General features: G+C 57.9%; 24 protein-coding genes. 9 read left to right on the top strand and 15 right to left on the bottom strand.

Annotation, left to right across the window (positions count from 1 at the left end):
* Positions 1-47 precede the first annotated feature (47 nt).
* The 3 genes from arfB to J1W56_RS14495 all read left to right on the top strand — a co-directional run bounded on the left by arfB (position 48) and on the right by J1W56_RS14495 (position 1,742).
* Positions 48-485 (top strand): alternative ribosome rescue aminoacyl-tRNA hydrolase ArfB, encoded by a 438-nt coding sequence (gene arfB / locus J1W56_RS14505; protein ID WP_223613967.1) that lies wholly within the window; start codon positions 48-50, stop codon positions 483-485.
* A 109-nt stretch (positions 486-594) separates the two neighbouring features.
* Positions 595-1,053 carry a peptidoglycan-binding protein LysM gene (lysM, locus tag J1W56_RS14500; RefSeq protein WP_223613966.1) on the top strand — a complete coding sequence of 153 codons (459 nt, stop codon included), beginning with the start codon at positions 595-597 and terminating at the stop codon, positions 1,051-1,053.
* Positions 1,054-1,127: 74 nt separating this feature from the next.
* The gene (locus J1W56_RS14495; RefSeq protein WP_223613965.1) at positions 1,128-1,742 is read left to right on the top strand and encodes an alpha-ketoglutarate-dependent dioxygenase AlkB family protein; all 615 of its coding nucleotides are present in this window, start codon (positions 1,128-1,130) and stop codon (positions 1,740-1,742) included.
* Here the strand turns inward: J1W56_RS14495 and coaA are convergent.
* The 7 genes from coaA to hisB are packed head-to-tail and all read right to left on the bottom strand — an operon-like array spanning position 1,729 to position 6,374.
* Positions 1,729-2,685 (bottom strand): type I pantothenate kinase, encoded by a 957-nt coding sequence (gene coaA / locus J1W56_RS14490; RefSeq protein WP_105734125.1) that lies wholly within the window; start codon positions 2,683-2,685, stop codon positions 1,729-1,731. The genes J1W56_RS14495 and coaA overlap by 14 nt on opposite strands.
* A 53-nt stretch (positions 2,686-2,738) precedes the next feature.
* A complete protein-coding gene (locus J1W56_RS14485; RefSeq protein WP_223613964.1) occupies positions 2,739-3,062 on the bottom strand; it encodes a phosphoribosyl-ATP diphosphatase in 324 nt (107 codons plus the stop codon).
* Positions 3,062-3,865 carry an imidazole glycerol phosphate synthase subunit HisF gene (hisF, locus tag J1W56_RS14480; protein WP_223613963.1) on the bottom strand — a complete coding sequence of 268 codons (804 nt, stop codon included), beginning with the start codon at positions 3,863-3,865 and terminating at the stop codon, positions 3,062-3,064. Before hisF ends, J1W56_RS14485 begins: the two co-directional genes overlap by 1 nt.
* Positions 3,862-4,605: a 1-(5-phosphoribosyl)-5-[(5-phosphoribosylamino)methylideneamino]imidazole-4-carboxamide isomerase gene (gene hisA / locus J1W56_RS14475; RefSeq protein WP_223613962.1), complete on the bottom strand. Its 744-nt coding sequence runs from the start codon at positions 4,603-4,605 to the stop codon at positions 3,862-3,864. The genes hisF and hisA overlap by 4 nt, the downstream gene beginning before the upstream one ends.
* Positions 4,602-5,252 (bottom strand): imidazole glycerol phosphate synthase subunit HisH, encoded by a 651-nt coding sequence (gene hisH, locus J1W56_RS14470; protein ID WP_223613961.1) that lies wholly within the window; start codon positions 5,250-5,252, stop codon positions 4,602-4,604. The genes hisA and hisH overlap by 4 nt, the downstream gene beginning before the upstream one ends.
* 2 nt (positions 5,253-5,254) lie before the next feature.
* Positions 5,255-5,749 carry a DUF2628 domain-containing protein gene (locus J1W56_RS14465; protein WP_223613960.1) on the bottom strand — a complete coding sequence of 165 codons (495 nt, stop codon included), beginning with the start codon at positions 5,747-5,749 and terminating at the stop codon, positions 5,255-5,257.
* Between the two features lie 16 nt (positions 5,750-5,765).
* Positions 5,766-6,374, bottom strand: coding sequence for an imidazoleglycerol-phosphate dehydratase HisB (hisB, locus tag J1W56_RS14460; protein ID WP_223613959.1), 609 nt, complete (start codon positions 6,372-6,374; stop codon positions 5,766-5,768).
* 204 nt (positions 6,375-6,578) lie between these two features.
* Here hisB and hslV point away from each other — a divergent pair, with 204 nt between their 5' ends.
* From hslV to J1W56_RS14440, 4 genes are all read left to right on the top strand, one after another.
* On the top strand, positions 6,579-7,133 hold the full coding sequence (gene hslV / locus J1W56_RS14455) for an ATP-dependent protease subunit HslV (RefSeq protein ID WP_105734132.1): 555 nt from the start codon (positions 6,579-6,581) through the stop codon (positions 7,131-7,133).
* Positions 7,123-7,638 carry a GNAT family N-acetyltransferase gene (locus tag J1W56_RS14450; protein WP_223613958.1) on the top strand — a complete coding sequence of 172 codons (516 nt, stop codon included), beginning with the start codon at positions 7,123-7,125 and terminating at the stop codon, positions 7,636-7,638. Before hslV ends, J1W56_RS14450 begins: the two co-directional genes overlap by 11 nt.
* Positions 7,638-8,945, top strand: a complete 1,308-nt coding sequence (hslU, locus tag J1W56_RS14445) for an ATP-dependent protease ATPase subunit HslU (protein WP_223613957.1) — start codon at positions 7,638-7,640, stop codon at positions 8,943-8,945. Before J1W56_RS14450 ends, hslU begins: the two co-directional genes overlap by 1 nt.
* 175 nt (positions 8,946-9,120) lie before the next feature.
* Positions 9,121-10,089 carry a DUF1402 family protein gene (locus J1W56_RS14440; protein WP_223613956.1) on the top strand — a complete coding sequence of 323 codons (969 nt, stop codon included), beginning with the start codon at positions 9,121-9,123 and terminating at the stop codon, positions 10,087-10,089.
* Between the two features lie 3 nt (positions 10,090-10,092).
* Here J1W56_RS14440 and J1W56_RS14435 read toward each other — a convergent pair whose 3' ends face one another.
* The 4 genes from J1W56_RS14435 to J1W56_RS14420 are packed head-to-tail and all read right to left on the bottom strand — an operon-like array spanning position 10,093 to position 12,841.
* Positions 10,093-10,464 carry a helix-turn-helix domain-containing protein gene (locus J1W56_RS14435; RefSeq protein ID WP_223613955.1) on the bottom strand — a complete coding sequence of 124 codons (372 nt, stop codon included), beginning with the start codon at positions 10,462-10,464 and terminating at the stop codon, positions 10,093-10,095.
* Entirely contained in the window at positions 10,461-11,018 is a 558-nt protein-coding gene (locus J1W56_RS14430) for a Smr/MutS family protein (protein ID WP_223613954.1), read from the bottom strand. Before J1W56_RS14430 ends, J1W56_RS14435 begins: the two co-directional genes overlap by 4 nt.
* A complete protein-coding gene (gene mltA, locus J1W56_RS14425; RefSeq protein ID WP_223613953.1) occupies positions 11,015-12,115 on the bottom strand; it encodes a murein transglycosylase A in 1,101 nt (366 codons plus the stop codon). The genes J1W56_RS14430 and mltA overlap by 4 nt, the downstream gene beginning before the upstream one ends.
* A 24-nt stretch (positions 12,116-12,139) precedes the next feature.
* Complete coding sequence (locus tag J1W56_RS14420; RefSeq protein ID WP_223614141.1) at positions 12,140-12,841, bottom strand: Tim44/TimA family putative adaptor protein; 702 nt, start codon at positions 12,839-12,841, stop codon at positions 12,140-12,142.
* A gap of 188 nt (positions 12,842-13,029) precedes the next feature.
* Here J1W56_RS14420 and J1W56_RS14415 point away from each other — a divergent pair, with 188 nt between their 5' ends.
* Both J1W56_RS14415 and secB read left to right on the top strand, forming a co-directional pair.
* A complete protein-coding gene (locus J1W56_RS14415; protein WP_223613952.1) occupies positions 13,030-13,509 on the top strand; it encodes an FxsA family protein in 480 nt (159 codons plus the stop codon).
* Between the two features lie 116 nt (positions 13,510-13,625).
* The gene (secB, locus tag J1W56_RS14410) at positions 13,626-14,132 is read left to right on the top strand and encodes a protein-export chaperone SecB (RefSeq protein ID WP_223613951.1); all 507 of its coding nucleotides are present in this window, start codon (positions 13,626-13,628) and stop codon (positions 14,130-14,132) included.
* Positions 14,133-14,195: 63 nt separating this feature from the next.
* On the opposite strand, the gene dnaQ is transcribed toward secB, so the two are convergent.
* The 4 genes from dnaQ to J1W56_RS14390 all read right to left on the bottom strand — a co-directional run bounded on the left by dnaQ (position 14,196) and on the right by J1W56_RS14390 (position 16,996).
* Positions 14,196-14,903: a DNA polymerase III subunit epsilon gene (gene dnaQ / locus J1W56_RS14405; protein ID WP_223613950.1), complete on the bottom strand. Its 708-nt coding sequence runs from the start codon at positions 14,901-14,903 to the stop codon at positions 14,196-14,198.
* Positions 14,904-14,983: 80 nt separating this feature from the next.
* Positions 14,984-15,568 (bottom strand): dephospho-CoA kinase, encoded by a 585-nt coding sequence (gene coaE, locus J1W56_RS14400; protein ID WP_223613949.1) that lies wholly within the window; start codon positions 15,566-15,568, stop codon positions 14,984-14,986.
* On the bottom strand, positions 15,565-16,410 hold the full coding sequence (locus J1W56_RS14395) for a shikimate dehydrogenase (RefSeq protein WP_223613948.1): 846 nt from the start codon (positions 16,408-16,410) through the stop codon (positions 15,565-15,567). The genes coaE and J1W56_RS14395 overlap by 4 nt, the downstream gene beginning before the upstream one ends.
* Entirely contained in the window at positions 16,403-16,996 is a 594-nt protein-coding gene (locus J1W56_RS14390) for a Maf-like protein (RefSeq protein ID WP_223613947.1), read from the bottom strand. The genes J1W56_RS14395 and J1W56_RS14390 overlap by 8 nt, the downstream gene beginning before the upstream one ends.
* Positions 16,997-17,015 lie beyond the last annotated feature (19 nt).

Here is a 17,015-nt window from a genome sequence, read left to right as displayed (position 1 = left end):
CTGGAAAGAACCTTTCCGCCCGGAAAAGATTAGGGTACCAATCCCCTATGGACGAGAACCGCAACCAAATCAAAATCACCAACCGGATCTTCATTCATGAGGATGATCTGGAGGAGAGTTTTATTCGTTCGGCAGGTCCCGGCGGCCAGAACGTCAACAAGGTCTCAACCGCCGTGCAGCTGCGTTTTTTTGCGGCACGGGCTGGTTTGCCCGAGGATGTACTGGCGCGGCTCCTGAAACTGGCCGGGCAGAGAGGCACCAAGGACGGCGATGTGCTTATCGAGGCCAGCCGCTTTCGCACGCAGGAGCGCAACCGGGAAGATGCGCGCGAGCGCATGGTTGCATTGATCGCCGAAGCGGCAGAACCGCCACCGCCGCCGCGCAAGAAAACCAGGCCGACAAAGGGATCCGTCGAGCGCCGTCTCAAAGTAAAAGCAGGACGATCCGATGTGAAAAAGATGCGTGGACGGGTCAAAGGAGATTAGGGTCAGGAACAGAACGTGAGCGACTGTCGTTATTCTTTGCTTTTCAAGATCGATGGGGAATGTAACAACGCTATTCGTCGGTTTGAACAATCAACAAGGAGAGCCAGACATGGGACTATTCGATTTTGTTAAATCAGTCGGCAAGAAAGTCGGCATCGGCAATGACGAGCCACAGGCGGGCGATTTGAAGAAAGAGCTCGATTCGCACAATCTCGGAACGGACAAAGTTGACGTCGTCATCGAAGGTGACAAGGCTATCCTCAAGGGCAGCGTTACCGACCAGGAAATTCTGGAGAAGGCCATCATTGCCGTTGGCAATTCGCTGGGCATTTCCAAAGTCGACACGGGTGCATTGACCGTTGACAACACAACCACCGGTTCTGTGGCCAAGGATCCCGTCTTCTACACGGTCAAGAGCGGCGACAATTTGTGGAAGATCGCGGAAGCGGTCTATGGCAAAGGCAAGGGCGTGAAGAACACTGCGATCTTCGAAGCCAACAAACCCATGCTGACCAGCCCGGACAAGATTTATCCCGGCCAGGTTCTGCGTATTCCGTCCATCGACTGATAGCGCCGGTTTCATGCAAAGACCCGGCTTGTCCACAAGTCCGGGTCTTTGCCTCCCTCCCGTCAGGTTATGTCATGCTCCAGCTTGCGCCCGGCATTCGCTACTTCCCGGACTATCTCGACCTGACCGAACAGGCGGCCCTTGTGGACGAAATCAGGTCCATCGTTGCCGAGGCCCCGCTTTATATTCCCGCCATGCCGAAAACTGGCAAGGAAATGAGCGTGCGGATGACCAATTGCGGCGCGCTCGGCTGGGTAACGGACAAGGAACGGGGTTACCGCTATCAGGCCGTTCACCCTGTCACGCAAAAACCCTGGCCCGCCATTCCGTCACGCCTGCTGACCCTCTGGGAGAGGGTCGGAAACTACCCGCTGGCTCCGGAAGCCTGCCTCGTGAATTTTTACGCCGAAACGGCGAAGATGGGATTGCATCAGGACCGCGATGAGCAGAATTTCTCCGCCCCCGTTGTCTCCATATCCCTTGGAGACAGCTGCCTCTTCCGCTTCGGCGGCGTGCAACGCAGCGAGAAGACCCAATCCATCCGCTTGAAAAGCGGCGATGTCATCGTGCTGGGAGACGAAGGCCGGCTGGCTTTCCACGGTGTTGACCGGATCTATCCCGGCACGTCGACGCTGCTGAAAGCCCCGGGCCGGATCAACCTGACGTTGAGGCGGGTCACAGCTTCCTGAGCGCCACTTCCTCGATGAGGTGATTGCCGCCCTTGCGCAAGATCAGGTCAGCGCGCGGCCGGGTCGGCAGGATGTTTTCCTTCAGGTTCTTCAGATTGATGCTGGTCCAAAGGTTTTCGGCAATGGCGAGAGCCGAATCATCCGAGATCGTGGAATAGCGATGGAAGAAGGAGCTGGGATCCTTGAACGCGGTTTCGCGCAACCGCATGAAACGGTTGATGTACCATTTATGGATCTGGTTTTCGTCCGCGTCGATATAGATCGAGAAGTCGAAGAAATCCGAAACGAACGGCACCATCTTGCCGTCTTCCGGCAGGTCGCGGACCTGCAGCACATTGATACCCTCGAAAATCAGGATGTCGGGTGCATCAACGGTCTGGTATTTGCCCTGCAGCACATCATAGGTCAGATGCGAGTAGAGCGGCGCATTGACATTGCGCTGCCCGGCCTTGATCTGCGACAGGAAGCGCAAAAGCATGCCGACATCATAGCTCTCGGGAAAACCCTTGCGCTCCATCAGGCCCTTTGAGCGCAAAACCTCGTTCGGGTAGAGAAACCCGTCCGTTGTCACCAGATCGACCTTGGGGCTCGATGGCCAGCGGGCAAGCAGTTCCTTCAGAATGCGGGCCGTCGTCGATTTTCCCACGGCCACCGAGCCGGCAATGCCGATGATGAACGGCGTCTTGAAAGCATCGCCGGTGTTGAGGAACTGCCGCCGCTGATAGAACAGCAGCTGGCTTGCCTCCACATGGGCCGACAAAAGCCGCGACAGCGAGAGGTAAATCCGGTTCACCTCATCAAGATCGATGGGGTCGCCGAGCGACCGCAAGCGCTTGACCTCGTCATAGGTCAGCGTCATCGGTGTGTCGGCACGAAACTCCGCCCAGCGCTCCGCGCTGAAAAACCGGTAGGGTGAAAATTCGCTGGGTGCCAACTGATCCATGACGTCCCCATCCCTTTGCCGTTCAAACGCCTGTGATTTAAACATGGATGCGCTCAACCATGTCCACGGGCGGCTTTTTCTTCAAGTCCGGTCTGTGCCGTACGCCGTTCGAGCTCCGCCAGGACGTCATCAAGCCTGACGCCGGAAAGTCCAAGAACAACAAGAAGATGATAGAGCAAATCGGCGCTTTCCGAAACAACACCTTGCGTGTCGCCGGATACGGCAGCGATAACGGTTTCAACCGCCTCTTCGCCCAGCTTCTGACTCGCCTTCCCGATGCCCTTGGCATAGAGGCTGGCGGTATAGGATTTGGTATCCGATGACGCCGCGCGTTGCGCGACGATCCGTTCCAGATCCGCAAGAGTGAAGCTTGTCATCACGCAACTCCAGTGAATGGGCGAATGGGGTCGAGCCGCATCGGGATGCCGGCCGCGGCCATATGGGCTTTCGCCTCGCCAATCGTATAGGTGCCAAAATGGAAGATGGATGCGGCGAGCACGGCGGTGGCATGACCTTCAAGAATGCCTTGGACCATGTGGTCGAGATTGCCGACACCCCCAGACGCGATCACGGGCACACGCACCGCATCGGCGACGGCCCGGGTCACCGGAATGTCATAGCCGATCCTGGATCCGTCGCGATCCATCGATGTCAGAAGGATTTCGCCGGCACCGAGATCGACCACCTTGCGGGCAAATTCAATCGCGTCGATGCCGGTTGCCTGCCGGCCGCCATGGGTAAAAATCTCCCAGCGATCGGTCTCACCGGGCTTCGATACTTTTTTGGCGTCAATTGCCACGACAATGCACTGGTTGCCGAACTTGTCCGCAGCCTCGGCGATGAATTCAGGATTCTTCACCGCTGCGGTATTGATCGAGACCTTGTCCGCGCCGGCAAGCAGCAGCTTGCGGATGTCGGCAACGGTGCGCACACCGCCGCCGACGGTCAGCGGCATGAAGCACTGTTCGGCCGTGCGCGCGACAACGTCAAAGATGGTTTCGCGGTTGTCGGACGAGGCCGTGATGTCGAGGAAGCAAAGTTCGTCGGCACCGGCGGCGTCATAGGCTCTGGCCGCTTCGACGGGATCGCCGGCATCGATGAGATCGACAAAGTTCACGCCTTTGACGACACGTCCGTCCTTCACGTCGAGACAGGGAATAACACGGGCTTTGAGGGTCATGCAGCGCGCTCCCTGGCTTCCCGCAACACCGCCAGGGCCTCATGCGGATCGATGCGCCCATCATAAAGCGCCCGGCCGGAAATGGCCCCCTCCAGCTTGCGGGCATCCGGCATGGTCATCCGGACGATATCGGCAATGGAAGCAAGACCGCCTGACGCAATCACCGGTATCGACACCGCTTCGGCCAGTTGCAGCGTCGATTCCCAGTTTATTCCAGCCAGGACACCATCCCGGTCAATATCGGTGTAGATGATTGCCGCGACCCCTGCCCCTTCGAATTTCCGTGCCAACTCGACAACACCCAGGGTGGAGGCTTCGGCCCAGCCCTCAACAGCCACTTTGCCGCCCTTGGCATCGATACCAACGGCCACCTTTCCGGGAAACCTCTTGCACGCTTCGATCACGAGCGCCGGGTCGCGCACCGCGACCGTCCCGAGAATGACGCGGGAAAGCCCCTTGGCCAGCCAGTTTTCGATGTGGTCCAGGGTGCGGATGCCGCCGCCGAGCTGAACGGGATTTTTCGTTGCCTTGAGAATGGATTCAACTGCCGCACCATTGACGGACTGGCCGGCAAAAGCGCCATCCAGATCGACCACATGCAGCCATTCAAACCCTTGATCTTCAAAGGATTTTGCCTGTGCGGCCGGATCTTCGTTGTAAACGGTCGCCTGCTCCATATCACCGAGCTTCAGCCGCACGCACTGGCCATCTTTCAGATCAATCGCGGGAAACAAAATCATGGCTGCCACCTCAGAAAATTGGCGATGAGAGCAAGCCCAAGAGCCTGGCTCTTTTCCGGATGAAACTGCGTGCCGGCCATATTGTCATTGGCAACGGCGGCCGTTACCGGCCCGCCGTAATCGGTCACTGCCAGTACATCATTCTCGATTTCAGCGTCGAGAAAATAGGAATGCACGAAATAGGCATGCAACCCATCCGGGCCGGTCCTGATTCCGTCAAACAGCGGGTGCGGCCTGGTGAGCCGAAGAGTGTTCCAGCCGATCTGCGGAATTTTCAGCGTGGGATCGGACGGGACCATTTCGCGGACATCGCCCTTGATCCAGTCGAAACCGGCAGAGACGGTCTTTTCCAGCCCGCGCGATGACATGAGCTGCATGCCGACGCAGATGCCGAGAAACGGTCGTGCCTTCTCCACCGCAACCTCATGGATCGCTTCAGGCATGCCCGGCACCGCATGCAGCCCACGGCGGCAATCCGCATAGGCGCCAACCCCCGGTAAAACAATGCGATCGGCGGTACGGACCCGTTCGGCGTCGGCGGTCAAATCGATGGTGGCGGCGATGCCGCTCTCCCGCGCCGCCCGTTCGAACGCTTTCGTGGCAGAGCGGAGATTGCCTGACCCGTAATCTATGATGGCAACACGCATGGTCAACGCTCTCCCCGGTAACCGACAAGCCCAAGCATGCCGCCGGCGACCGGCTTTCCCGGCGCGGGGACGGGTGAAGGCACAGCCAGATCGATTGCCGGCAGAACCGGCTCAGGGTCTGCCGCGAACGCCTCACTATGGAAATAGGCCGTCTCGGCATCGGCAGCAGAGCGCGCATCGATGATCGCAGCCTGATCAAAACCGCGCCGTTCAAGGGCCCTTATCCGCCAATTGTTGGCTTCGAATGCCACCAGCAGGGCAAGCAGCGCTGCGACGATTTCCGCCAGGCTGCCGTGCCCCGTATAGGAACCGACAATGGAGATGGCTGCAACAGCCGCAAACACCAGAGCCGCTTCGAACCACAGGCGATTGAACAACAGCCAGGGGACCGGCAGGAAAAACGCGATGAGTGCAAAACCGTCGCGGATGAAGACGGTCTTGTCATCTTGCCGCTGGTTGTCCTGCAACGGCGGTACCAAAACAATATAACTGGTCATATCCCAGCCCTTCTTCTCAGCCGTTCAACGAACCCTTGGTTGAAGGGATGACGCCCTTCTGGCGCGGGTCCGCCTCGATAGCCGTGCGCAGGGTGCGCGCGACCGCCTTGAAACAGGTTTCAGCGATATGGTGGTTGTTGGCACCATAGAGATTGGACACATGCAATGTGATACCCGCATTCTGCGCCAGCGCCTGGAAAAATTCGCGCACCAGCTCCGTATCGAATGTGCCGATCTTCGGAGCGGAAAACTGCACCTGCCAGACCAGGAAAGGGCGGCCGGAGACGTCCAATGCCGCGCGCGTCAGTGTTTCGTCCATGGCAAGGTCGAGCGAAGCATAGCGGTTGATACCGCGCCGCTCGCCAAGCGCCCTGGCAATTGCCTGGCCGATGGCAATGCCGGTATCTTCGACCGTGTGGTGATCATCGATATGCAGATCGCCTTTGGCCTTGATGTCCATATCGATCAGCGAATGGCGGGACAGCTGTTCCAGCATATGATCAAAAAAACCCACTCCGGTGGAAATGTCAAACGAGCCCGTTCCATCCAGATCGACCGAAACGGCAATGCTGGTTTCCTTGGTGGTCCGCTCTACTTTCGCAGTCCGCATGCTGGCACTGGTCATCCCTGTTTCCCGTCGTCTGGGTTTCGCAAAAACGGCATTAATGCTGGCCTTCTAGATCAGGATTGACGAATCTCCAAATGCTTTGATGGCGCAGGTTCAACTCCAGATTTGCAATTCCAGAGCGGCATCATACATAAGTTGCACAGAAGGGGTTCGATCTGCTGCCATTTGGGGCATAGTCGGACCTGCTTGAAGGAGAATCGAATGCAAGAACACAACCCCTCCACCATGTATGGCACCACGATCGTCACGGTCCGCAAGGGCGGCAAAGTGGTTATCGCAGGCGACGGCCAGGTCAGCCTTGGCAATACGGTCATGAAAGGCAATGCGCGCAAAGTGCGCCGTATCGGCAAAGGCAATGTCATTGCCGGATTTGCCGGTGCGACCGCCGATGCCTTCACCCTGCTCGAACGGCTTGAAAGCAAGCTGGAACAGTATCCCGACCAGCTGATGCGCGCCTGTGTCGAGCTTGCCAAGGACTGGCGTACCGATCGTTATCTGCGCCGCCTCGAAGCGATGATGCTCGTGGCCGACAAATCCATCACGCTTGCGCTGACCGGCAATGGCGACGTGCTTGAACCGGAACACGGTATCATGGCCATCGGCTCGGGCGGCAACTATGCCCTGGCAGCCGCGCGTGCGCTTGTCGACACCGACAAGACCGCCGAAGAGATTGCCCGCAAAGCCATGGAGATAGCTGCCGATATCTGCATCTTCACCAATACGAGTGTAACGCTCGAGACGATCGATGCCGAGTGAGCCATCCTACCGCTTCAGGCCGCTGGAGCCGGCCGATCTGGATCTGATTTCAGGTTGGCTGGCTGAGCCGCACGTGGCGCAATGGTGGGGCAATGATCCCAAGGAAGAGTTCAACGCCATTGCGGCGCATATGGACAGCATATCCGTCGAGCCATTCATCATCATGCTGGATGAACGGCCCATCGGCTACCTGCAAACCTATGATCCGCATTTGGAAGATGATCATCCCTATCAGGATCAGCCAACAGGCACGCTGGGCCTTGATCAGTTCATTGGCGAACCGGATCTGCTCAATGCAGGACATGGGTCACGCCTGATCGACGAGTTTGTTTCCCTGCTCTTCGACGAAGGTGTGCCGCGCGTGATCCTCGATCCGGACCCGGCCAATGCGCGCGCGATCAAAGCCTATACCAAGGCGGGTTTTATCCCTTTCGATACCCGCACATCCATTTACGGCCCTGCCATGATGATGGCACGGGACAATCCAGATGAAATGAGACCATGATGACAACCTTTTCTCCCCGCGAAATCGTCTCTGAACTCGACCGGTTCATTATCGGCCAGAAGGACGCAAAACGTGCCGTCGCCATTGCCCTGCGCAACCGCTGGCGCCGCCAGCAGCTCGAAGGCCAGATGCGCGAAGAAGTCATGCCCAAGAACATCCTGATGATCGGACCCACCGGCGTCGGCAAGACGGAAATCTCCCGCCGCCTGGCCCGTCTGGCCGGCGCGCCGTTCATCAAGGTGGAAGCCACCAAATTCACCGAGGTCGGTTATGTCGGCCGCGACGTTGAACAGATCATCCGCGATCTGGTTGAGGTTGCCATTGGCCTCGTTCGCGAAAAGAAGCGCGAAGATGTCAAGGCGAAAGCCCACCTCAATGCGGAAGAACGCGTTCTCGATGCCCTTGTCGGCAAGACCGCCAGCCCGGCAACCCGGGATTCGTTCCGCAAGAAACTGCGCGATGGTCTGATCGATGACAAGGAAATCGAAGTCGAAGTGGCTGACACCGGTTCGGGCATGCCCAATTTCGAACTGCCGGGCATGCCGGGCGCCAATATCGGAGTGCTCAATTTGAGCGACATGCTGGGCAAGGCCATGGGCGGACGCACCAAGACCATCAAGACGACGGTCAAGGAATCCTACGGCGTTCTGATCAATGACGAGTCCGACAAGCTGCTCGATCAGGACCAGATCACGCAGGAAGCACTGCGCTCTGCGGAAAATGACGGCATCGTCTTCCTCGACGAGATCGACAAGATCGCCGCCCGTGACGGCGGCATGGGTGCCGGCGTGTCGCGCGAAGGCGTGCAGCGCGATCTGCTGCCGCTTGTCGAAGGCACAACCGTTGCAACGAAATACGGTCCGATCAAAACCGACCATATCCTGTTCATCGCATCCGGTGCCTTCCACGTGTCCAAGCCATCCGACCTTCTGCCGGAATTGCAGGGCCGTCTGCCGATCCGCGTGGAACTGAGCGCCCTGACACGCGATGACATGCGCCGGATCCTCACCGAGCCGGAAGCCAGTCTGCTCAAGCAGTACATCGCTCTTCTGGCAACGGAAGAGGTGAAGCTTGAAATCACCGACGATGCGATCGATGCTCTGGCCGATATTGCCGTTGATCTCAATTCAACGGTCGAGAATATCGGCGCACGCCGCCTGCAGACGGTCATGGAGCGTGTGCTCGACGACATCTCGTTCAACGCCCCTGATAAGGCCGGCGCCGAATATACCATCGACGCCAAGTATGTGCGTGAAACGGTCGGCGATCTCGCCAAGAACAGCGACCTGTCGCGGTTCATCCTCTAACCGTGTGACAGATAAGCATCGCTCCGGGCTTATTTACTGATGCCCCCTCGACTTCCGAGGGGGCATTTTTTATTTTCGCGCACCTCCGGCTGGAACCTGTTAAGGGAGGTTGTGCTTAAGCATCTCCCCGGGCGGGCCACCGTTCATCTGACTTGATCGAAATTCTGGGCTGACAATGAAACGACATCTGATCCTTTTCGCGACCACCTGCCTTCTTTCACTGTCCGCCGCCCTTCACCCAGCCTCGGCCGTGACCGTTGTGCCGGAAGGCAATCGCAATGCGACCCAGCCCAATATTCCCGTCGCTTCGATCAAGCGGACGGGCGAACTGAACACAACGCATGAAGCGAAGTATCAGAAAATCTACAACCTGCTGAAATCGGACCCGAAACTGCGTTCGAAGATATCGAGCGTTGCCAGGACCTATGGCATCGATCCGGTTCATATCGTTGGCGCGCTCGTTGGCGAACACACCTATAATGTCGATGCTTATGACCGTCTCCAGACCTACTACGTCAAGGCTATATCCTATGTGAAGCAAGGGCTTAGCTTTGATTATCAGGGTGAAAGCATTGGCGACTTCATCAAGCGCCCGCAATTTTCCTCCTGCGCGCAGTACAAGGACAGCCTGCGTCTGTGGACCTGCCGCGAAGGTGTGTGGGAATCGGACTTTCGCGGCAAGACAGCCGGCGGCAAGCGCTTTCCCGACAACCGGTTCGCTGCGGTGTTCTTCCAACCCTTCTATGCCGGCCAGACCTTTGGGCTTGGCCAGCTTAGCCCACTGACGGCACTGCAGATGACGGACATGGTCAATCGCTATTCGGGTTTGCCGAAACTGGATGCAGACCACGCCACGGATGTCTACAAGACAATCATGGACCCGGACTTCACCCTTCCATACATGGCGGCAACCATCAGGGAATCCATCGATGTCTACCGGCGGGTGGCGGATTTCGATATTTCAAAAAATCCGGGAATCACAGCGACGCTCTACAATACGGGCGGCGCTGATGCACGCGCGCGAGCTCTCGCCAAGACCAACGCTGGCCGTGCCGCGACCGGACAGCCGCCGCAACTTCCCGAAGAAAACTACTATGGCTGGCTCGTCAACAACAAGCTCGATCAGTTGAAAGCCCTGTTTTAAGGCTCAACGCCGCCGCTTGCCGGCGGATCGCTTTATCTCGCCAATCAGGGATTGAACGACATCCGCCTCGAGGTCGCGAATATGCGCCGCAACCAGGTTGGCCAATTCCGTCGATGCTGGCGGCAGGCCGGCGGTGTCAATCGTGATGCGCGGATGCGAGATCATGGCCAGCCGCTGCAATTCCTCGGCCTCGTCCCAGATGATGTTGAAATACTGGATGATGCGCTGCAGCTTGTCCCATGTCGGCTGTCCGCGCCTTCCGTGCTCCAGCGCCGAGAGATAGGCGGCCGAAACCCCGATGGCCTTTGCCATTTCTTTCTGGGAGATGCCGCGCTCGTCCCTGAGCTGGCGCAGCTTTTCACCAAACGGCGTCATGGCGCCTCCGGCAGCCGGCGCATGCGGACATAGATGGCGCCCGTCCCGCCATGATTGCGGGCCGCATCTTCATAGCCATTGACCAGCACGCGGAACGGCGGCGTGGTGAACCAGAGCGGAACCGCCTGACGCAGGACCCCATCGCTTCCCATGGACGATCCCTTGCCGGTGATGACAAGCACGTGGCGCAGCTCGCGCTGGTGCGCGCGGCGAAGGAAGCCGAGAAGCAGGCCATAGGCCTCGCTTTGCGTCAGTCCGTGCAAATCGATTCGGCCCTCGATGACCACCCGTCCGCGCGATATCTTCTTATGGGTCGGACGGTCGATCGGATGCAGCCGATGCGCAGGTATCGCCGGTTTTGCCGGAGCCGGCACCGGCATTGCCTTCGACTTGATCTTTTCGGGTGCCGATGGCGTGACTGCCGGCTGATCCTGCACCGCGTCGAGCAGAAATTCCATCTTGTCCTTCCCCTTCAGGGGCCGGGTGGATTTTGCGACTTTCTCCCAGAGAATCCGGTCTTCAATGTTGGTGAACTCGTCCCTGGACCGCTTCATGCCCGATCCGCCAACAATGACCGGGGTACAAGCGCATAAAAAACGGCGTCATGACGAATGCCGCCGGCGATGTCACCTGCCGCGTCGCCGGAGCCGGCAAAAAGGTCGCCGCGTGCCGGCCCTACGATGGCGGACCCGGTATCCTGCGCAATCATCAACCGCGCAAACCCCTCTCCGCCGAAAGCCTGCAAGGCAGGTGCCGAGATATAGAAGGGCGTACCGAAGGTATGCAGCAGCCGGTCGACAGCAAGGGAGCGTCCGCCCGTCAGCGGCACCTTGGCAGCCGCAATCGGCCCCAGCGCGGCATCATCGACCGCGGCTTCACGAAAGAAAATATAGGATTGGTTGTTCCACAACAGGCTTTGAACCTGATCAGGATTGTCAGCAAGCCATGCGCGGATAGCCTGCATCGACATTTTATCCAGCGGGATTTCACCGCGATCCAAGAGGATTTTTCCGATGCCGGTAAATCGGTGGCCGGTCTTCGCCGCGTAGGTGATGCGGCGCAGGCGACCGTCGGTCATCTTCAACCTGGCGGCGCCCTGAACGTGAATGAAGAAGGCATCGACCGGACTTTCGACAAAGGCTATTTCCAGATTTTGCCCGTCGAGTGCACCGCTCTCAATGGCAGCGCGGTCAAAATACTCGGCAATCCCTGTCGGGGTTTGCCGGGCAAAAGCGAAATAGGGATCAAAACCCACAGGCCGATTGCTGTCATCCACATCCACCAGATCATTCGGGCGGCTGAGAAAGGGAACCGTATAGCGTTCCGTTCGAACCGGAGAAGCAACCACCTCGGGTTCATAGAAACCCGTGACAAAACCGTGTCCCGTCTCGGGATTTTCCAGGCGTGCCGGACGGAACCATTTTTCAAAAAACCGCCGTGCCTGTTCGTTACTTTCGACCAATGTTTCACGTGAATCAGCGAAAATGGGTGCTAAAGCCGCAAAGGAGATGCCCAGTGATCCGCTTTTATAGGGCTTTTCCAGAACCCTGCTGGCAGAACGCACAAAAGCTTGAAACGCTTCAAGCTGGTTGTCATTCTCCCAACCGGGGCAATCGGTGAAAGCCACCGGTTTGAAGAGAGGGGAAAGCATGGTCTGGCGCTCGCGACAGGAGAATCAATCTTCGGCTTCGGTCGCGACGAGTTTCCAGTTCGGATCCTTCGAGCGGGTATCCCGCGCATAGGTCCAGACATCCTTGACTTCAGCCACCGCTTCCTTGTCGCCGTCGATCACGTTGCCGTCCTTGTCCAGCGTTGCCGAAATCAGCTCGCTGACGACGCGCACTGTCACGTGCGCTTCCGTGCCCTTCATTTCAGCGCCGGTAATGTCGGCCTTGTTGATGCCGACGAACGAGGATTGCACCTTTTCGCCGCGCGATTCACGATCGGCGATGGCTGAAACGAAACCATCAAATACTTCGCGGGACAGGAGCGATTTGAGCGTCTTGCGATCACCATCGGCAAAGGACATGACGATCATCTCATAGGCCATCTTTGAGCCTTCAAGAAACTTCGCCGGATCGAATGCCGGATCGGCGTTCTGGATGGCGCGAAGGCCTTCGTTCAGCGGCGTACCGGGTTTTGCCAGCGCATCCACCTTTTCAAACTGGTTTTCCTTCGGCTCGCCGCGCCGCGGCAGCGACACGACATTATCGCCAGGTTTGGCCTTGTCTTCGACCTCGGCTGTACGCGATGATGCATACGGATTGAATGGCGGACGCTCGTTGCCGGTGCGGCGACCAAGGACCTTGCGCAGCTGCAAAAAGATCACCACTGCTGCCACGAAGAAGAAAATCGTTCCGAAGTCCAGATATTCCATGTCGCCTGCCATTCATCCCTAAATTCAGTCGGCCGTTCTTTGTACGACCATTGCGCTTTTGTCGAATTACCAAAACATATAGATTGCTGAAGGCAATCATACAAATGCTCATGTTCATACCTATATAGGCATGAAATTGACGCCGGGTATGGATTATAACCGGATATGTCCTTCGAAAGGTAAATTAGTTGCGATCCTCTCTTGTGCCCCTGTTCCTGCTTGCACTGCCATTTCTTGAAATTGCCGGCTTCATTGTGGTTGGCAGCAAGATCGGTGTTCTGGCAACGCTCGGCTTGATCATCCTGTCGATGTTCCTCGGTGTTTTTCTGTTGCGCCTGCAGGGATTTGGCATCCTGCAGAAAATCCGCTCGGAAACCGCCGCCGGCCGGACGCCGAGCCGCGAACTCGTGCACGGCGTTATGCTGTTCTTTGCGGCGTTCCTGTTGATCGTTCCTGGCTTCATCACGGACATTATCGGCCTGCTTTTGTTCATACCCGCCATTCGCGATATTGGCTGGCGTTTTGTCCGGAGCCGCGTGGTCGTGGTCAATCCTGCAGCAACGGGTCATTCCCGACCGGATCGCTCCGCTGATCGTGTCATTGAACTTGACCCGGAGGATTATTCCAGAAAATCCGACCCCAACTCGCCATGGAGCCCGAAAGAATAGCGTGCGTGCATCAGGATGGTTCCTCCCGGCTTGCCTCGCTGGGGCTCTCATGCTAGCCAGCCATCATTCATTCGATAACCGCCGAAGCGGACGCAACGAGAGAAGGTTTCCAGACAATGGCTCAAAAGCCTGATGAAAATGCCGAAAACGGCAATGAAGCGACCAATGGCAATGGGAGCGTCCAGCAGCAGACACTGAACATTCTTGCTCAGTACGTGAAGGATCTTTCCTTCGAAAGCCCAGGCGCGCCTCTGTCGCTGCGCCCGCGGGACAAGGCTCCCGGCATCAGCATCAACGTGAATGTCAACGCCAATCCGATTGCCGAGAACGATTTCGATGTCGTTCTGACCCTCACAGCCCGTGCCGGTGAAGGCAAGGAAGTCCTGTTCAACGCGGAACTCGTCTATGGCGGCGTTTTCCGTCTGGAAGGCTTCCCGCAGGAACATCTCCTGCCGCTGCTTTTCATCGAATGCCCGCGCCTGCTCTTCCCGTTCGCACGTCAGATCATTGCGGAAGCAACCCGCAATGGCGGCTTCCCGCCGCTGATGATAGACCCGATCGACTTTGCGCAGATGTTCCAGCAGCGCATGGCTGAAGAACAAGCCAAGTCGATGGTCAGCTAAGCCAACGGTTCTACTGGATAGCAAAAACCCGGGTTCGACCCGGGTTTTTTGTTGCCGCGATTTTTACCGTGCTGCTATCCGTTCGTTCCAGATCGCTTTCTCGCCAATCTTTTCGACCAGCTTGTCGTGCGCCTGCTTTTCCGAATCGGTGAGGCGGGATGGCAGCGGTACCGCGCGGCGCGCAATGACAACAACCGTTTCCGTATTGGCGGATTGCTTGTTGTCAGACTGTTCGGCAACGGTCAGGCCGAGGGCCGCCTGTTTTCCACCGATCAGCTCGATATAAACTTCCGCCAGCAACTGCGAATCGAGCAACGCGCCGTGCATCGTGCGGTGACTGTTGTCGATGCCGTAACGACGGCACAGGGCATCCAGGGAATTTGGGCCCATGGGATGTTTGCGGCGCGCGAGTGCCAGCGTATCGATAACCCGGTCATTGCTGATGGGGGGGTGCCCCAGGCGGTTCAGCTCGGCATTGATGAAGCCCATATCGAATGTGGCGTTGTGGGCGATCAACTTTGCCCCGTCGATGAATTCGAGAAAGCGGTCGACGACGCCGGCAAAGACCGGCTCATCCTTCAGGCGGTCATTGCTGATGCCGTGAACGGCCAGAGCATCCGGGTGGACCTGTTTGCCATCCGGATTGATGAAAACATGAAATGTGTTGCCGGTCGGGAAACGATTGACCAGTTCCACACCGCCAATTTCGATGATGCGATCATCCAGCCGGTCGAGCCCTGTTGTTTCCGTATCGAATATGATCTCGCGCATGGAATCTTCCTTTGACCCAAATTTCATGAATTGACCGGCCAGCGCAAGGCCGGAGCAGCGGTTTCCCCGCTTTCCGCCTGTCAGGAATCCGTGAGTATCCGGATTATCTCGTTGATCTCGGCCCGCGTCGCATCAAATGTCTGGTCCGTATTGACAACAAAATCGGCACGGGCGCGTTTCTCGACGTCGGGAGTCTGGCGCTCGAGAATTGCTTCGAGTTTTTGGGGGGTCATGTCGACCCTGGCCAATACCCGCCTTTTCTGCACCTCTGCCGGTGCGCTGACAACAAGGATCTTGTCCACCCGCTTATCCCCACCAGTCTCGAACAGCAGCGGAATATCGATCACGGCAAGCTTCGCACCTTGGGATTGAGCGCTATCGCGGAAAGCGTTCTCTTCGGAACGAACCATGGGGTGGACAATCGATTCAAGCTTCCGAAGCGCCTTGGGATTGCCAATGACCGCTGCCGAGAGCCTGGCGCGATCCACCACGCCGTTTTCCGTCGTTCCGGGAAAAGCTGCTTCAATCAAAGGAGCCGCCGCGCCGGAATATAGCCGGTGAACCGTTTCATCGGCGGAATAGACCGGAACGCCCGCATCCATGAACATTTGTGCGGCTGTCGATTTACCCATGCCGATCGATCCGGTGAGACCCAGCACGATCATTTTGCTTTCCCCGCCGCCATATCGGCCAGAATGAGGTTTCGCAGCTCTGCCGTTACATCCGGCCGTTTGCCGAACCAGTGTTCAAAGCCCGGTACGGCCTGGTGCAGCAACATGCCCAGTCCGTCGGCGGTTTCGAGACCGCGGAAGCGCGCTGCGCGCAAAAGCGGCGTTTCCAACGGCACATAGACAATGTCGGTCACCAGCGCGTCCGAATCAGCCTCGGTCAGGTCAATCACCAGCTCGTCTTTACCCGACATGCCGAGCGACGTGGTGTTTACAATCAGCGACGCGCCCTTCAGCAATTCCGGCACCGCGTCCCACCCGTGGGCACCCCCGGAAATTCCAAACCGGTCTGCCAGTTCCTGGGCCCGCTCCACGGTCCGATTGACGATCCTGATGTCGGTGAAACCGCGCTGCTTCAACGCAAAGATCACCGCCCGGCTTGCCCCGCCCGCACCCAGCACCAAAGCGCTCTTGCGCTCACTCCAGCCGGGGCTTAGCGAGTCCAGATTTGCCAAGAACCCGTAAGCATCCGTATTGCCGCCATGCAGAATGTCATTCTCGAACCAGAGCGTGTTCACCGCGCCGATTTCTTCCGCGGCAGAATCGCGCTTCCCGCACAGGGAAAAAGCCACTTCCTTATGTGGGATGGTGACGTTGCCGCCGACAAACCCATTGTCATTCAACGTGTGGATAAAGGCCGCAAATGCGTCCGGTGCAACCTCGACCGCCCGATAGGAGCCGTCCAATCCGAATTGCCTGAGCCAGTAACCGTGGATGAGCGGCGAGCGTGAATGACGGATTGGAAAACCCGTTACGAAAGCGCTGGGATGATCAGCCATCGATCGCACCCTCCCGGCGCAGTTCATTCAGCAACGGCAATAGTGGGAGGCCGACAATGGTGAAATAATCTCCATCCACCTTCTCGAACAGCTGCACGCCTTCGCCTTCATATTGGTAGGCGCCTACACTTTGGAGCGCGACGGCACCAACCCGTGCCAGGTGCCGTCCAATGAAAGCCGGATCGAGATCACGCAATGTCATGCGCGCCACCGAAACGTGCCGCCACACCGTCTGCCCGCTCTTGACCAGAACAATCGCGCTGTTCAGGTGATGAGTCCTGCCGGAAAGCCTGAGCAGTTGCCGGCGCGCGGCCTCCATATCGGCAGGCTTGTGCAAAACCTCGTCGCCCAAGGACAGGGTTTGATCCGAACCGATCACCAATGCGTCCGGGTTACGCTCACTGACATCGAGCGCCTTTGCTTCGGCCAGAACAAGCGCGACGTCCTCCGGCGTTGCTCCGCTCTTATAGAGAGGCGCTTCCACCGCCCGCTCATCGATATTGGCCGACTGTGCGGTAAAAGCGACGCCGGCGTTTTTCAGGAGCGTCGCGCGGAACGGACTTTTGGAAGCAAGAATAATCTGCATTTGCCTTCTTCTCTGATTA

It is taken from the genome of Phyllobacterium calauticae, assembly GCF_019991125.1.
Taxonomy (GTDB): Bacteria; Pseudomonadota; Alphaproteobacteria; order Rhizobiales; family Rhizobiaceae; genus Phyllobacterium; species Phyllobacterium calauticae.
This window is presented reverse-complemented; position numbering and strand designations above follow the sequence as displayed.

Bases quoted from the DNA above. Each gene is read 5' to 3' on its own strand.
- J1W56_RS14485 (WP_223613964.1), bottom strand. From the start codon at position 3,062: ATGACAAGCTTCACTCTTGCGGATCTGGAACGGATCGTCGCGCAACGC.
- secB (WP_223613951.1), top strand. From the start codon at position 13,626: ATGGCTCAAAAGCCTGATGAAAATGCCGAAAACGGCAATGAAGCGACC.
- hslU (WP_223613957.1), top strand. From the start codon at position 7,638: ATGACAACCTTTTCTCCCCGCGAAATCGTCTCTGAACTCGACCGGTTC.
- J1W56_RS14390 (WP_223613947.1), bottom strand. From the start codon at position 16,996: ATGCAGATTATTCTTGCTTCCAAAAGTCCGTTCCGCGCGACGCTCCTG.
- hisF (WP_223613963.1), bottom strand. From the start codon at position 3,865: ATGACCCTCAAAGCCCGTGTTATTCCCTGTCTCGACGTGAAGGACGGA.
- J1W56_RS14435 (WP_223613955.1), bottom strand. From the start codon at position 10,464: ATGACGCCGTTTGGTGAAAAGCTGCGCCAGCTCAGGGACGAGCGCGGC.
- mltA (WP_223613953.1), bottom strand. From the start codon at position 12,115: ATGCTTTCCCCTCTCTTCAAACCGGTGGCTTTCACCGATTGCCCCGGT.
- coaE (WP_223613949.1), bottom strand. From the start codon at position 15,568: ATGATCGTGCTGGGTCTCACCGGATCGATCGGCATGGGTAAATCGACA.
- hisH (WP_223613961.1), bottom strand. From the start codon at position 5,252: ATGCGTGTTGCCATCATAGATTACGGGTCAGGCAATCTCCGCTCTGCC.
- J1W56_RS14495 (WP_223613965.1), top strand. From the start codon at position 1,128: ATGCTCCAGCTTGCGCCCGGCATTCGCTACTTCCCGGACTATCTCGAC.
- hisB (WP_223613959.1), bottom strand. From the start codon at position 6,374: ATGACCAGTGCCAGCATGCGGACTGCGAAAGTAGAGCGGACCACCAAG.
- J1W56_RS14440 (WP_223613956.1), top strand. From the start codon at position 9,121: ATGAAACGACATCTGATCCTTTTCGCGACCACCTGCCTTCTTTCACTG.
- J1W56_RS14450 (WP_223613958.1), top strand. From the start codon at position 7,123: ATGCCGAGTGAGCCATCCTACCGCTTCAGGCCGCTGGAGCCGGCCGAT.
- J1W56_RS14465 (WP_223613960.1), bottom strand. From the start codon at position 5,749: ATGACCAGTTATATTGTTTTGGTACCGCCGTTGCAGGACAACCAGCGG.
- J1W56_RS14420 (WP_223614141.1), bottom strand. From the start codon at position 12,841: ATGGAATATCTGGACTTCGGAACGATTTTCTTCTTCGTGGCAGCAGTG.
- arfB (WP_223613967.1), top strand. From the start codon at position 48: ATGGACGAGAACCGCAACCAAATCAAAATCACCAACCGGATCTTCATT.
- J1W56_RS14395 (WP_223613948.1), bottom strand. From the start codon at position 16,410: ATGGCTGATCATCCCAGCGCTTTCGTAACGGGTTTTCCAATCCGTCAT.
- hisA (WP_223613962.1), bottom strand. From the start codon at position 4,605: ATGATTTTGTTTCCCGCGATTGATCTGAAAGATGGCCAGTGCGTGCGG.
- coaA (WP_105734125.1), bottom strand. From the start codon at position 2,685: ATGGATCAGTTGGCACCCAGCGAATTTTCACCCTACCGGTTTTTCAGC.
- hslV (WP_105734132.1), top strand. From the start codon at position 6,579: ATGCAAGAACACAACCCCTCCACCATGTATGGCACCACGATCGTCACG.
- lysM (WP_223613966.1), top strand. From the start codon at position 595: ATGGGACTATTCGATTTTGTTAAATCAGTCGGCAAGAAAGTCGGCATC.
- J1W56_RS14430 (WP_223613954.1), bottom strand. From the start codon at position 11,018: ATGAAGCGGTCCAGGGACGAGTTCACCAACATTGAAGACCGGATTCTC.
- dnaQ (WP_223613950.1), bottom strand. From the start codon at position 14,903: ATGCGCGAGATCATATTCGATACGGAAACAACAGGGCTCGACCGGCTG.